This window comes from Candidatus Sericytochromatia bacterium (assembly GCA_035285325.1).
GTDB lineage: Bacteria > Cyanobacteriota > Sericytochromatia > S15B-MN24 > JAQBPE01 > JAYKJB01.
The window spans coordinates 17214-31103 of the sequence record JAYKJB010000011.1; the positions used below are offsets into that span (position 1 = coordinate 17214).

At 67.6% G+C, this 13890-nt stretch carries 13 protein-coding genes and 1 pseudogene; 8 read left to right on the plus strand and 6 right to left on the minus strand.

The genetic code is table 11. From position 1 onward, the window contains the following. The first annotated feature begins 87 nt into the window (after positions 1 to 87). Positions 88 to 1395 carry a dicarboxylate/amino acid:cation symporter gene (locus VKP62_01885; GenBank protein MEB3195929.1) on the plus strand — a complete coding sequence of 436 codons (1308 nt, stop codon included), beginning with the start codon at positions 88 to 90 and terminating at the stop codon, positions 1393 to 1395. 180 nt (positions 1396 to 1575) lie between these two features. Beyond that, positions 1576 to 2604, plus strand: coding sequence for a hypothetical protein (locus tag VKP62_01890; protein MEB3195930.1), 1029 nt, complete (start codon positions 1576 to 1578; stop codon positions 2602 to 2604). A gap of 58 nt (positions 2605 to 2662) precedes the next feature. Here VKP62_01890 and VKP62_01895 read toward each other — a convergent pair whose 3' ends face one another. From VKP62_01895 to VKP62_01905, 3 genes are all read right to left on the minus strand, one after another. Then, complete coding sequence (locus tag VKP62_01895) at positions 2663 to 3277, minus strand: hypothetical protein (GenBank protein ID MEB3195931.1); 615 nt, start codon at positions 3275 to 3277, stop codon at positions 2663 to 2665. 98 nt (positions 3278 to 3375) lie between these two features. Beyond that, positions 3376 to 4260: an aldo/keto reductase gene (locus VKP62_01900; GenBank protein MEB3195932.1), complete on the minus strand. Its 885-nt coding sequence runs from the start codon at positions 4258 to 4260 to the stop codon at positions 3376 to 3378. Positions 4261 to 4426: 166 nt separating this feature from the next. Continuing rightward, the gene (locus tag VKP62_01905) at positions 4427 to 4735 is read right to left on the minus strand and encodes a hypothetical protein (protein MEB3195933.1); all 309 of its coding nucleotides are present in this window, start codon (positions 4733 to 4735) and stop codon (positions 4427 to 4429) included. A gap of 159 nt (positions 4736 to 4894) precedes the next feature. Here VKP62_01905 and VKP62_01910 point away from each other — a divergent pair, with 159 nt between their 5' ends. Then, entirely contained in the window at positions 4895 to 5098 is a 204-nt protein-coding gene (locus tag VKP62_01910; protein ID MEB3195934.1) for a DUF1289 domain-containing protein, read from the plus strand. 119 nt (positions 5099 to 5217) lie between these two features. Further along, positions 5218 to 5559, plus strand: coding sequence for a c-type cytochrome (locus VKP62_01915; GenBank protein MEB3195935.1), 342 nt, complete (start codon positions 5218 to 5220; stop codon positions 5557 to 5559). Between the two features lie 66 nt (positions 5560 to 5625). On the opposite strand, the gene VKP62_01920 is transcribed toward VKP62_01915, so the two are convergent. Then, positions 5626 to 6216, minus strand: a complete 591-nt coding sequence (locus VKP62_01920) for an NAD(P)H-dependent oxidoreductase (GenBank protein MEB3195936.1) — start codon at positions 6214 to 6216, stop codon at positions 5626 to 5628. Between the two features lie 219 nt (positions 6217 to 6435). Here VKP62_01920 and VKP62_01925 point away from each other — a divergent pair, with 219 nt between their 5' ends. Genes VKP62_01925 through VKP62_01940 form a run of 4 tightly spaced genes read left to right on the plus strand, consistent with a single transcriptional unit; the run spans position 6436 to position 10897 of the window. Next, positions 6436 to 7722 (plus strand): efflux RND transporter periplasmic adaptor subunit, encoded by a 1287-nt coding sequence (locus tag VKP62_01925; GenBank protein ID MEB3195937.1) that lies wholly within the window; start codon positions 6436 to 6438, stop codon positions 7720 to 7722. Between the two features lie 39 nt (positions 7723 to 7761). Next, positions 7762 to 8442, plus strand: coding sequence for an ABC transporter ATP-binding protein (locus VKP62_01930; protein MEB3195938.1), 681 nt, complete (start codon positions 7762 to 7764; stop codon positions 8440 to 8442). Between the two features lie 2 nt (positions 8443 to 8444). Then, a complete protein-coding gene (locus tag VKP62_01935) occupies positions 8445 to 9668 on the plus strand; it encodes an ABC transporter permease (GenBank protein MEB3195939.1) in 1224 nt (407 codons plus the stop codon). An 8-nt stretch (positions 9669 to 9676) separates the two neighbouring features. Beyond that, positions 9677 to 10897 (plus strand): ABC transporter permease, encoded by a 1221-nt coding sequence (locus VKP62_01940; protein MEB3195940.1) that lies wholly within the window; start codon positions 9677 to 9679, stop codon positions 10895 to 10897. A gap of 45 nt (positions 10898 to 10942) precedes the next feature. Here the strand turns inward: VKP62_01940 and VKP62_01945 are convergent, their stop codons facing one another. Continuing rightward, positions 10943 to 12337: a hypothetical protein gene (locus VKP62_01945; protein MEB3195941.1), complete on the minus strand. Its 1395-nt coding sequence runs from the start codon at positions 12335 to 12337 to the stop codon at positions 10943 to 10945. Between the two features lie 1126 nt (positions 12338 to 13463). Further along, a pseudogene (locus VKP62_01950) lies at positions 13464 to 13890 on the minus strand (radical SAM protein).

Here is a 13890-nt window from a genome sequence, read left to right on the forward strand (position 1 = left end):
CGGGCGGTTCCGGTCGAGGCGGTGCGTGGGCTGCTCGCACGCGCGCGGGTAAAGAGGAGGGAGCGCCCCGACCGGAGGAACCCGCCCTTGCCTTCCCACACTCGAATTTTGCTCGGCATGCTGATTGGCCTGGCCCTTGGCCTGATGGCACGCCTCTCCCTGGAGAGCGACCCGCTCCTGCCCTGGCTGGTGCAGAACGTGGCTGCACCGCTCGGTCAGCTGTTCCTGCGCAGTGTGTTCATGGTCGTGGTTCCCCTGGTGGTAGCGGCGCTGGCGCTGGGAGTGGCTGAAATGGGGGATGTCGGACGCGTGGGACGCGTCGGCATCAAGACACTCGGGCTGACCCTGCTGTTCTCCGCGCTGGCGGTGGCCATCGGCCTGTTCGCGGTGAATGTCTTTCAACCCGGCGTGGGCCTGGCGGAACCCCAGCGCCAGGCCTTGTTGCAGGCCGTGGGCGGTGGCGAGGTTCAGCACGCCGTGGCCCAGGCCGCTCAGGCCAAGTCGTGGGCGCAAACGCTGGTGGAAGTCATCCCCAAAAACCCCCTGGCAGAGGCCGCCCGCGCCTTCGAGGGAGGCTTGATTCCCCTGATGGTCTTTGCCCTGGTGCTGGGAATCGCCATGGCCTCGGTGAAGCCCGAACAGGCCGCCCCGTTGAAGTCGCTGCTCGAGAGCATTCAGGCCGTGATGCTTCAGGTGATTGGCTTTGCGATGTGGTTGGCGCCATTCGGCGTGGCCGGCCTGATGTTCGTGGTGGCCGCCACGCTCGGCGCGGACACCGTCTTGATGCTGGGCCGCTACGTGCTGGTGGTGCTGGGCGCCCTGGCCTTCCACCAGCTGGTCGTGTACGGTTTGGGCGTGCGCCTGATCGGGCGACGCGACCCGCTGGCCTGGTTCCGCGGCATGCGAACGGTCATGCTGACCGCCTTCTCCACCAGCTCCAGTGCGGCCACCTTGCCCACGGCCCTGGCGGCGGCGACCGAAGATTTGCGGCTGCCCCGGCGCGTCAGCCATTTCGTCCTCACCATTGGCGCCACCGCGAACCAGAACGGCACCGCGCTGTACGAAGGGGTCACCGTACTGTTTTTGGCCCAGATGTTCGGCATCCAGCTGGATCTGAGCCAGCAAGCCTCCGTGATGTTGCTCTCGGTGCTGGCCGGCATCGGGACAGCGGGGGTCCCCGGTGGTAGCCTCCCGATGATCGTGATCGTGCTGGGAACGATTGGCGTGCCGGGAACGGCCATTGGCATCATCCTCGGCATCGACCGCCTGCTGGACATGTGCCGGACGGTGCTGAACGTCACGGGCGATATGGCGATCGCTACGTGCGTGGCAGCTTCGGAACCCGAGAATGAGACCGAATTGACTGAAAACGTGCCGTCCGTCCTGACGGCATAATTTTACGATTATTTACAATTCGTTTACAGCTGGCCTCCAGCCTGGAACCGTCAGTAAAAAGCCGAGATTGAGGGGGTAAGTCGGGGCTTGCCTGCCAGCAGAATATGGCCTTACGCTGTGCAACATAACGCAGTGCATCGGTCACAACTTTTGCGGACAGATTCCTGGAAAGCCACCTCCATGCCACCATTTCGTCGCCGCCAGCGCTCTGCTCCCTTGGAAGCCACTCCGCCTGTCGCCTTGCCGCCAGATCCGGAAGCCGAACTCGAAGCCGCGGAAGCGCTGGCCAGTGAATGCCTCGGCGGGCGCGAGGAGTCTTGGCTGGACGCACAGCCGACGATCGATGCCGAGACGGCTGCGTGGGCGGCCCTGGGCGCGCTCGAACTGGGGCGCCTCCCCCAGGTGCGACGGGTGCTGGAGCGCTTGCTGCAGGCCCAGCGCGCTGACGGCTCGCTGCCGGTGACATTGCGCAGTGGGCGTCACCCGATGGGCAAGCTGGTGAACTGGTTGAAGCGCGTTCCGCGCCCTTCCTTTCCAGGCAAGCCGAGCTTCAGTCGTGATGCCATTCAAGGCGCCCGGGCGCACGCCCTGGTCACCTGGGCCTGCGCCGAGTTCACGCTGCGAACGGGCGACGCCGAGCTGGCTCAGCGCTGGCGCAAGCCCTTGGAAGCCGCCATCGATTGGATCGAACGTCACGCGCGCCTGAATCCCCCGGATGTGGGCCTGGAAGCGCTCTATCACCAGGCTCAGATCGCGCTGGGTCATCTCTCCATCGCCAGTGGCGATGCCGTCGCGGGCGCCAGACGCTGGGCAGCCGCCGCCGCGGCCAAGGAACGCATCCAAGACGCGGAACGCACGGCTGGAACCAGCATTGAGGACCTGCTGCTGGTCGCGCTGGTCAGCGCCTGTGACGCCAGAACCCGTGACGAAGCCCTGTCGCGTGGCGATCTGCATCAACATGGCGGGGTGATGGCCTGGGTGGCGGCGCAAGCGGGCCTGCTCGCGGAAGCCGAGACCTTGCTCCGCCGCTGTGCCCAGACCGCCCTGGCCCACGGGGGCTTTCAGGGACCCGCCGGGGCCGCCCAGTTTCTCAGGGGTCTGTCCGCCTGGAAGCGTCTGGCGGAGTCGTGCCGGCACACCGTCACGCGGCCTCGCCATCGTCAGTGGCAGCTCAGTGAAGACGACCTGCGCATTCTGAGCGTCTGCTGAAGGGGCTCTCCCGGCTGGGGCGGGTGGCCCTGGGGGCTCTGCGAGCGAGCAACGAACGTCAGCGCCGGCGCGCAGCCAGCGTGGGCCCTTGCGCGGCTTCCGGGGAGTCGGGCGCCTGGGCCAGGCGATACGCATCCAGCGCGGCGAGGGTGGCCACCGAGGCGACCCCCAGGCCAAATCCGGCCCAAGCCGTCAGAGGCGAGGCGCCACTGAACTGTCCGGCGAGCCAGTAAGCCCCGACGCCACCGAGCGTGGCGGCCCCGACGCCTCCGAGCGCGTAACCGGCTGCCCGTTCAGCTTGCCCCAGATACAAATGGCCGGCGGCCAGCCCGAGCGGAGCGGCGATCGCCGGCAGCCAAACGCCGACGGTCGAGGGCAAGGCCATGGCCGCCGGGACGGCCAGGGCCAGACCCGCTGCCCAGCGTGGGTCGGCGGCCTGCTGGCGCGCACCCGCCCACGCAACCTCGAAGGGGGCTCCCGTCTGAAGGCCGGGCAAGGTTTCCAGCGAGGCCTCCCCCAAGGGTACGAGAGAGGCGCTCGATCGCTCGGCAGCGGCCACAGGACCAGCCGACAGCGCAAGCGACACGGCGGCCACCAGCAACGCCAGCACGGTGCGGGTCAGCCAAGGGCGACCGCCTGCGGCCGTCGCGGTGACATCACAGGAAATTGCCATGGAAAGGCCCCTCTCCGACGACGAGAACCTTTCCAGTCTAGCCGCGCCCCCGAGCTGACCGCTGTGCGCGGGATCCCAGTTTCTGCGAGTCGGGTGATTCAGGCCAGCGGGCTGAAGTCGCCACGATACCCGGCCAGGGCTTCCACGTGGCGTTCGAGACGGGCGCACAGGCCCGCCTGCTCCGAAGCAGTGAGCGGAGGCAGCTGGCTGGCCGCGACCAGGGCCTGCACCTCGGCGGGTGAGGCGCAGCCCACAATCACCACATCCACCGGTTGAGCGAGCGCGAAGCGCAACAGTTCCTGCGCCTCGAAGCCAGCCTGGACCAGACGTCCGCCCCCGGCCCCCCCCACGGCGCCCGCACCGCCCAGGGCCTTCATCCCGATCACGCCCAGGCCGCGCGCGCGCGCGGCGCGAAGCACCTCGGTCAGGAAGCCTCCCAGCAGCGCTTCCATCGGATTCACCGGCAGCAAGACCGTGTCGAGCGGCCAGGTGGCGAGCGCGTCGAGCAGCACCCGCGGACTGTGGTGACCCGTCACGCCGATGTGGCGCACCAGACCTTGCTCTCGCGCCCGCACAAAGGTGTCGAGCGCCCCGCCGGGGTGACTCAATTCATCCAGGTCGGCCGCGGTGCGGACATCGTGAATTTGCCAGAGATCGAGTTCCTCAACCCCCATGCGCGTGAGGGTGTCCTCCAGTTCCCGCCGAGCCCCTCCGCCGTCGCGGGCCGCCGATTTGCTGGTCAGAAAGACCCGCTCACGCTCTGCCGGGCGCCGCCCCCAGAGGGCCCCGTGATAGCGTTCGCTGTCGGCGTAGGCGCGCGCGCAATCGAAGTAGGTAATACCGGCTTCGAGCGCGGCCGTCAGGACGGCTTGCGCCTCGGCCGCGCGACCGCGCGTGCGCAGGACGCCCTCCCCGCCCAATCCGACCCGCGTGACAAGGCGCCCGGTCTCACCCAGGCCCGTGGTCGGCAGTGTCGTGGTCATGGCTGGCTACCCCCGTATGGATGCTTCAAGCCTACAGGATCTGAACCGCCGGGAGATAGCCAAGTCCGGGCGCTTGCAACGAGCCGAGAACCGCTCAGTCCGGGGGATGGGTTCCCCTGCGACCGGCGCCTGCCAGCAAATGGCGCACGCCGCGCGGACGACGCGCTCAGCCTGCCAGGCATCCATCGAGGTGAATGCGACGCCCCTCGCGCCGAGCCACCAGGTTCAGGCGCCATTCCCTCAGCACCATCGGAAACAACCAGACGTCGGACACCTCGACCCCATCTCGCCGGATGGCCCGGATCAGACCCGTCAAAAAATAGCGGACGGCGCGTTCGGCATCCAGCGGCGCAGGGGCCTGCTGACACAGGGCCCACAAGCCCGGGGACAGGCTGACCTCACACAACAAACCCAGCGGACGGGCCCAATCGGTCACATCGACTTCCAGGGGTTGCACACGGCGATGAGCGAGCACGGCCAGGCCTCCAATCATTGAAATGAGCGCCGCTATCAGGCTTCGCCCATTTTAGAACAAACGTTCTAACCTGTCCAGCCGATCGGCAAGGCAAACCCGGGCTGCTAAGATCGCAGGGGCGCTCCAGCCCCCCCCGCGCGCCCCACGCGAGAGCCAGCCATGCCCAAAAAAGGCACCATTCCCAGTCCCTGCGTCCGCCGCTGCGATCGCCACCAGAAATTTCCCTGGTGCGCGACTTGCCGGCGCACGGCCGACGAGATCCGCCAGTGGGAGCAGTTGGATGATCCCAGCCGGCGCAAGGTGCTGGCCAGAATGGCCTCGCGGCAGCGCCAGGAAACCGCCCACGAAGGACAGGCGCCCTGAACCGCGCCTGGCCCGCCTCCAAGGCTGGCCGGAGCGGGAAACGCCCCGCTTGTGAAAGCCAGGACGATCGGGTATAAGGCCTGACGGAATCCACCCTCACTTGCCAGGAGTTCCTCCCCATGCGCAAACCCGCCCCCTTGCTCGGCCTGACGCTGGCCGCCTCCACCATCGGCGCCCTCCTGTTGTCGGCCTCGCCCGCGCTGGCCTCCAGCGGTGCCGACCTGTTCAACAAGAACGGCTGCGTGGCCTGCCACGGCCTGAGTGCCAAGGATCCCAAGAAAATGGGCCCTAACTTCTCGGACGTCGCCAAGAAGTACACCAAGAAAGACGTCGCCAAGCTGGCCAAGAAGATCCGGGCGGGCGGCAAGGGCAGCTTCGGACAGATCCCGATGCCTCCGATGGCTCAGGTCAGCGAAGCCGACGCCAAGACGTTGGCTGAATACGCCCTGTCGATCAAGTAATCGCCCCATTCACCAAGAACCCCGCGCCGGAATTTCGGCGCGGGGTTTGTGTTTGGGCCCCAGCGCTCAGACCGTGGCCGGCGCAAAGTGGCGCTCAGCCGCCTGACGCACCTGTTCCAGGTAGCCCTGCCGGGCCGCGTCGTCGACCGAGGGCACGCCGCCGAAGAACAGGTGTTCCACGACTTCGAAGCCACTGAACTCGAAGATGCCGGCATCCGAGGTCTGCTTCATCGCGGCCTGCATGCCTGCGTAATACTCCGCCGGGGTGCCGTGGCAGCTCACGAGCAGGGCCTTCTTGCCCTTGAGCAATCCCTCGACGCCGGCGGCGCCATACTGGTAGGCGAAGCCATACAGGAACACGCGGTCGACCCAGCCCTTCAAGATGGCGGGCAGGCCGGTCCACCAGACCGGATAGACCACGGTGACGGCATCGGCCCAGGTGATGTGGCCCTGCTCCGCCGTGATGTCGGCCGGCAACTGCCCGGCCTTCATGGCCACGAAATCGCTGCCTTTGAGCACGGGGTCGAAGTTCAGGGCATACAGGTCGCGCACGACGACCTCGTGCCCTTGCGCCTTGTAACTGGCCTCGAGCGTGTCAAGAATGGCGCGCGAGAAGCTCTGGGGGTTGGGGTGGGCATAGACGATCAGTTGTTTCAACGAACACCTCTTCCTAATTGCGACCTGCAGCGAAGCGCTTCGTGGCGCGCGGCAGTGGATCCTGGCGCCCTTGTACCCTGCCAGCGTTTTTCCGCACGGGGGAACACCTGGCTCACGCGCTCCCCGGCTCGTGCCGGCGATGGCCGTGGAGCCGGGCCACGGGCCGACAGCAGCGCGGCCCGTGGCGTGGTAAGCTGTTGCACCTCAGGGGGCCAGCGGATGTCCGAGTCTGTTTCCATTTTCACCCGACGCCCTGTCTGGTTGACCGGTCTGGCCGTCCTCGTCTTGGGCGGCGCAGCCTTGGTGGCCTGGCAGCCCTGGCGCAAGGCGCCGCCGTCCGTGCTGGTGGAAACCCGCACCCTGCAGGATCTCGTCGAGGTCAGCGGCATGGTCATGCCGGCCCGTGCCGTCACGCTCAAGGCCGAGGTGACCGGCACCGTACACCGCTTGCTGGTGGCGGAGAATCAGCGCGCCAGTGCCGGCCTGCCGCTGCTGCGACTGGACGATACCCAGGCCCGGTTGCAGCTCGAAAGCGCCCTGGCCAACGCCGAAACGGCCCAGCGACAGGCCGATACCCAGCTGGCCGGCGTGCGGGCCAGCCGCGAGGAGGTGCTGCACGGCCAGGACATCACGCTGGGTAGCCTGAGCGAGCGCCTGGAGAAAACCCAGCTGCTGGTGCGCCAGCTGGAGCAGGACAGCGCCCGCACCCAGGGGTTGCTGGCCGAAGGCGGCGTGACCGCCCAGGCGGCCGAGCAGCAGCGTCAGCAACTGGCCCAGGCCCGCATCGACGAGCGGCTCGCCCGGCAGGAGCTGGCGCGGGCGCGCCTGGGCGCTCCCGTCATCAACGCGGAGAATGCCTATGCCCAGGCCCTCACGGCCGTGGGCAACGCCGGCCGCCAGGGCCGCGCGGCCGTGGCGCTGGCCCGCGATGCGCTGGCCCGCACGACCGTGCGCGCCCCCTTCGCGGGCACCCTGACGGACTGGCTGGTCGAACCGGGCGCCTGGGTGGCGCCCGGCACGCCCCTGGCCCAGTTCCAGGATCTGGACGCGCTCAAGGTGGACCTGCCGGTGGATGAACTCGACGTCCCCAAATTGAAGCGCGGCGGGCTGGTCAGCCTGACCTTCGATGCCTACCCCGACGAACCCGCCACCGGCACGATCGCCCACGTGAGTCGGGCCAGCGTGACCGGCAGCGGCAACGTGCAGATTTTTCCCGTCGAGGTGCGCTTCGCCGACCCACTGTCCCGCATCAAGCCGGGCATGAGCGCGGACGCGCGCATCGTGGTGCGGGAAATTCCCAACGTGCTGGCCTTGCCCGTCGGCGCGGTCGAGCGCAAGCTGGACGGCTACGTCGTCAAGGTGATCGAAGGCCGCAACACGGTGGAGCGCCGCATCACGCCCGGCATCACGACGCTCGAATACGTCGAGGTCAAATCGGGCCTCAGCGCCGGTGAGCGGGTGGCCTACAACGGGGCGGTGGCGCCGAGTCCAGGCCCCAGCCGCTAGGAGACTGCCGTGTCGCCGCAGCCTGAGACCGTCATTCGGATGGTCGGCATCAACAAGATCTACGGCGGCGCGGTGCCTTACCACGCCCTGCATGACGTCGCGCTGACGGTGCAACGCGGCGAGATGGTGGCGCTCATGGGGGCATCCGGCTCCGGCAAATCGACCCTGATGAACCTGATCGGCTGTCTGGATCGGCCAACCACTGGTGATTACTGGCTGGCCGGCCGCCATCTGGCCGACCTGAATGACGACCAGCTGGCCGATGTGCGCAACCACGAACTGGGCTTCGTCTTTCAGAGCTTCAACCTGCTGCCCCGCTACAGCTCGCTGAAGAATGTCGAACTGCCGCTGCTGTATGCCGACGTGCCGCCGCGGGTGCGCAGCGACCGGGCCCGGGAGGCGCTCGTGCGCGTCGGGCTCGGCGATCGCCTGGTCAACCGCCCGAACGAGCTGTCCGGCGGGCAGAAGCAACGCGTCGCGATCGCGCGGGCGATCGTCAACCGGCCCCAACTGCTGCTGGCCGACGAACCGACCGGCGCACTCGACACCCGCACCGGCATCGAGATCATGCGCCTGTTCCAGGCGCTCAACGACGACGGCATGACCGTGCTGGTGGTGACGCACGAACCCGAAGTCGCCAGTTACTGCCGGCGCATGCTGCGCATGCAGGACGGACGCCTGGTCGACGATCAACCCGTCGCCCAGCAACGGCTCGCCTGACCATGCGCGCGGAGACGTACGGGGCGATCGCCTTCGAGGCGCTGGTACTGAACAAGGTCCGCTCGTTGCTGACCATGCTCGGCATCATCATCGGCGTCTTTGCCGTGATCGTCATGATTGGCCTGGGGCAGGGCTCTCAGGCCTACGTCACCAACCAGGTGAAGGGCCTGGGCGCGGGCGTGCTGGTCGTCACGCCGGGCAACCCGCGCACCCAGCGAGGCTTCGGGGGCGGCGGCCTGAGCAGCGCCCAGACGCTGAAGATCAGTGACGCGCTGGCCCTGCAGCGCCTGCCCGGCGTGCGCTTCGCCTCGCCCCAGAATTTCTTCCAGGGCCTGATCAGCGTGGGCAAGACCAGCGTGGGCGCGCAGGTGGTCGGCACGAGCCCCAACGCGCAGGCGGTGCGGGGCCTGCGCATCGCCGAGGGACGCTTCTTCAGCGACACCGAATGGCGCACGGGCGCCAAGGTGATCGTGATCGGGCCCTCGCTGGCCAGCAACCTGTTCAAGGAGACGCTGGGCTCACCGCTGGAGACGCGTGTGCGCCTCGGCGAGCAGCGCTTTCGCGTGGTCGGCGTGCTGGCCGGCAGCACCGGCGCGGCACTGGGCTCGACCGACGACCTGGGCTTCATCCCCACCCGCGCCATGCAGAGCCTGACGGACACGGGCGATCGCCTGGTCTCGGTGCTGGTCAAGGTCGAAAGCGACGAACTGCTGCCGGCCGTGCAGAACCAGACGCGCGAGCTGCTGCGCAGCCGCCACGGCCTGCGGGGCGACGATGAGGACGACTTCAAGATTCAAAGCCAGGCCGACATCCTGGCCACTGTCTCGCTGGTGACGGGCGCCTTCACCGTCTTGCTGGCCGGCATCGCGGCGATCTCGCTGCTGGTGGGCGGCATCGGCATCATGAACATCATGCTCGTCTCCGTGACCGAACGAACCCGCGAGATCGGCGTTCGCAAGGCAGTGGGAGCCAAGACGGGCGCGATCTTGCGCCAGTTCCTGATCGAAAGCGGCACCGTCAGCTTGGCCGGAGGCACGCTCGGCATCGGGCTGGGCTTGCTGGCGATCTGGGGCATCACCAGCTGGGCCAAATTGCCGTTTGTCTTCTCCCCGCTGGCCCTGGTTGGCGCCTTCGTCTTCTCGGCCGCCGTGGGCGTGTTCTTCGGCGCCTACCCCGCCTTCAAGGCGGCCCGGCTCGACCCCGTCGACGCGCTGCGATACGAATAGGGACGCCCATGCGCAGCCAGGAAGCAATCCGTAACGCCTTCGAGTCCCTGTTCCTCAACAAGGTCCGGGCGGGCCTGACCATGCTCGGCATCATCATCGGCGTTTTTGCCGTGATCGTCATGATCGGCCTGGGGCAAGCGTCGCAGAGCTACATCACGGGGCAGATCCAGGGCCTGGGCGCGCGGGTCCTGATCATCACGCCGGGCAACCCGAAGTCGCAGAAGAACATGGGCCCCCCCAACATCAACGCGGCGCCGTTGAAGCTCGCCGACGCCGAGGCCCTGATGGCGCTGCCGGGCATCGACGCCGTCTCCCCGAGCGCCTTCGGCACCCAGGTCTTTCGCGCAGGGAGCAAGCTGCAAGGCGGCACCTTGCTGGGCTGCGATCCGACGGTGGTGACGGTGCGGGCGCTCAAGCAGGGGCGTGGCCGCTTCTTCTCCGAACAGGAAGCGCGCACGGGTGCGCGCGTGATCGTGCTGGGCTCGCGCCTGGCTGACGACCTGTTCAAGGAGGGGCTGATCGACCCCCTCGGCGCGCGGGTGGGCATCGGCGAGCGTCGCTTTCGCGTGGTGGGCGTGCTGGCGCCCCAAGGCGGCGGTCTGTTCGGCTCGGTCGATGAGCAGGCCTTCGTGCCGATCCGGGCCTATCATGGCATCGTCGAGACGGGCGAGCGGCTCAACTCCGTGCTGGTGCGCGTCGCCCACGAAGACCTGCTGAAAGTCAGCGACGAACGCATCCGCGAAGTGCTGCGCCGCCGGCATCACCTGGGGTTCGGCAAGGAGGACGACTTCCGCATCCAGACCCAGGCCGACGTGCTCTCGACCGTCACGGCCGTGACGGGCGCCTTCACCGTCCTGCTGGCCGGCATTGCGGCGATTTCACTGCTGGTAGGCGGGATCGGCATCATGAACATCATGCTCGTGTCCGTCACCGAACGGACCCGGGAGATCGGCATCCGCAAGGCGGTGGGGGCCAAAACCGGCGCGATCCTGCGTCAGTTCCTGATCGAATCCGGCACGCTCAGCCTGGTGGGAGGCAGCGTCGGCATCGCGAGTGGCCTGCTGGTGCTGTGGATCGTCTCGCTGACCGCCAGCCTGCCCTTCGTCTTCTCTCCGCTGGCCCTGGTGGGCGCCTTCGTCTTTTCAGCCGCGGTGGGCGTCTTCTTCGGCATCTATCCGGCCGCCAAAGCCGCCCGGCTCGACCCCGTGGACGCCCTGCGCTACGAGTAGGTTTGGGGGACGAGCGCCGCGTTGCCTTGGAGCAGGGCCGACATTCTAGTAGGTTCTGCGCCCGCCGGAAGAATAGGCATAGGACGAGAGCCCCACCCAACCGCCGATGCCGCCCTCTGCCATCCTGCCCGGGTCGAGGTCCATCAGGGCTTCGAATTCCTCCCGCGCCAGCACATGCTCACCCAGGCCATCGAGGAAGCGCACCTCCGTGTCCGAAATCCCGAGCACATTGACCAGGTGGGCATAGGCCTGCGACCCTTCGGGTGACCGGATCGCCACGCTGGCGCGGCGATCCGTTTCCAGGCGACGCTGCAGCTTCGCCACCCCGGTCTGCACGCTGTGAAAGTATCCATCCGGCTCCGTGCCGTCAGCCTGGGCCCCCACCAAAGCCTGTGAGCTGGCCAGCGCCTGAGGATCCTGGGTCGCGAAGACAGGTGTGCTGCCTGTCAGCTTGCGCAGAAGCTGGGTGGCTTCCACCCGCGAAAGGCCATCATTGGACTGTTTGGGGCCTTTACCCGACTTGCGTTCATCGCTCTGGGCAAAGTACTTGCCGGTGGAGAAGGCGGTCAGCGCCGTTTGCATCGCCGCGTTGACGAGGCCGTTCGCGTCGAGGCCCTGCGCATTGAAATACTTGGAGTTCTTTTTCCCATCAAGCCCCTTGTCCACATTCAGCTTCAGCTTTTCCTTCGCGCCATCCTCGTTTCGGGATTTGCGTTTGAACGAGACCTTGCCCTCATCTACCAGCGCCGAGGCCACCCGGAAATATTCAGCCGGCTCGCTCACGGCCCAGAGCATCTGCGCGTTGACCGCCACGCAGGTGTCATTGTCTCCCATCTGCCGGATGTTGCCAGGCACCAGAATCTGATTGAGGACGGCGGTGGCGACCTCCCGACGCTCCGCACCGTTCAGAAGTCCCCCGAGCTTGGGTTGACTGGCAGGCGGGTCATCCTCCCGGGCCGGTTCGCGATGCCGGGGCACCATCTCGCCGGGAAATACGCCATTCGCCAGTTCCAGGATGGCCGTTTCATCTTCCTTGAGAAAGGTCTGGAGCCGTTCGTGGAGGGTGACCCCCAGGCTGTCGGTCTGAGTCAGCAGGCCACGACGGTCAGCTTCCTCGATGGCTGCGAGCAGTTGCGAATCCGCCTCTGCCAGTTCCAGCAGGCGCGCCTTGCTCGCAGGCGCCAGGGTGGCCGAAGAAGCGGCGCCGTCGAATGGCAATTCGCCATAATCGGCCTGGGCTGCTGCCTGCAAGGCTGTTGATGCCTCCGCTTGCTGCGTCAGCCGGTCGCCCGTCACCTCCGGCGCGTCAACGGCCACGGGAGGTTGCTCCGCCGCACGTGGCGGCTTGCCATCCCCGCTCACCGCGGAGGCCGTCTTACCCTGGGCAGACGCTGCCGCAAGCTTGGCCACCAGAGAACCCGACGACGTGATTTTCGACAAGGTTCACCTCCCGCGTGGATCGGAACCGCTGGGTAACTCGACGAGGCCTTTTGGGAGCCCAATCAACCATGTACCCGAAGTGCCAACCGTTCGAAGCGCCTCGGCAGCCTGACTCGCCGATGGGGCCTGGCAGCTGGTCTCAACGTCGCAGCGGCGGCGTCGGGGTCGGCGTGGGCGTGGCGCGCACCGGTGTGGGGGTGGGGGTGGCCCGGGCGGGCGCGGGGGTCGGCGTGGGCGTTGGCAGCGGTCGAACCAGGTCCGGCGGGGGTGTTGTTACCACCAGCAGGGGCGTCGGAGTGGGGGTGGCTCGCGATGAATTCGGCGAGGGCGACAACGGCAGCGCCGGGTCCGGTGTGGGCGTGGCGCGCAGCGGTTCGGCGCTGGCCGGCAGGCCGGCCCCCGGCACGGAGGGCTGGGGCGAGGGCGCCTGGGAGGGAAATGCGCTTGAAACGGGCGAGGGACGGGGGGCCGGCATCGGCCCGGCCGTGGCGGAGGCAGCGGGGCTCGGCAACGGCGGCCGCGCCTTGAGGGCAGCCAGCAGGGCATCGATCGCCTCGTTTTTCTTCTGCATTTCTGCGCGCAGCGCCTGCACGTCTTCGCGCAGCGCGCCCACATTGCTCGTCAGCTGGTCCAAGCGTGTCGAGACGGCCTTCTCATCCGAGAGGTCGGGCGCCCCGTTCTGCCGCACGTCCTCGTTGATGCTGGCGCGCAAGCGCTGGAATTGCTGGGGCGAGAAGTCCCCCAACCGCCCGCCGCCATCGCGCAGCAGGGCCGAGGTGGCCAGGGTCGAGCCGGTATCGACGGCAGCCGGCTGCCCCTGGCCACGGGCCAGGGTCTTGAACTGGGCCAGGCGTCCCGTTTTGTGGCGGGCCTGAGCCACCACCATCACGGTGAAGCCTGATGGCACCCCCGGGAAGGCGAAGTTCCCGTTCTGGTCACTCATGACCATCTGAGTGCCAGGCAGGGGCGCCCCACTGGCATCAGCCAGGAATAGCATGGCCCCCGCCAAGGGCACATCGGTTCTCAGAAAGACCGGGTCGAGGATTGCCTTGTCATTGGTATCGACGATCGCCTTGTCGTTGGTGTCGACGATCGTCTTGTCGTTGGTGTCGATGATCGTCCTGTTGTTGGTGTCGTTCATGCGGCGGAAGGTCGCGTCGTCGAGCGAATCGAGGCTCACGGTGATCCGGTCGAGTCCGGCGTCCCTGAGCGCGCGCGCCTGCCGCGCCAGCGTCGAGCCGTTGGTGGTGAGCGTGACCACCGGGCCGAGGGACTTCAGCATCGCCACGAGCTTGGGCAGGTCCTTGCGCACCAGCGGCTCGCCGCCGGTGAGCCGGATCTTCTTCACGCCCAGGCCGACGAACAGGCGCGCGACGCGCGCGATCTCCTCGAAGGTGAGAATCGCGTCGTGCGGCAGATAGGGGTAATCGGCATCGAATACTTCGCGCGGCATGCAGTACACGCAGCGGAAGTTGCAGCGGTCGGTGACCGAGATGCGCAGGTCGCGCAGAGGGCGGTTGAGGGTGTCGGTAAGTGTCATGGGTGTGGAATCA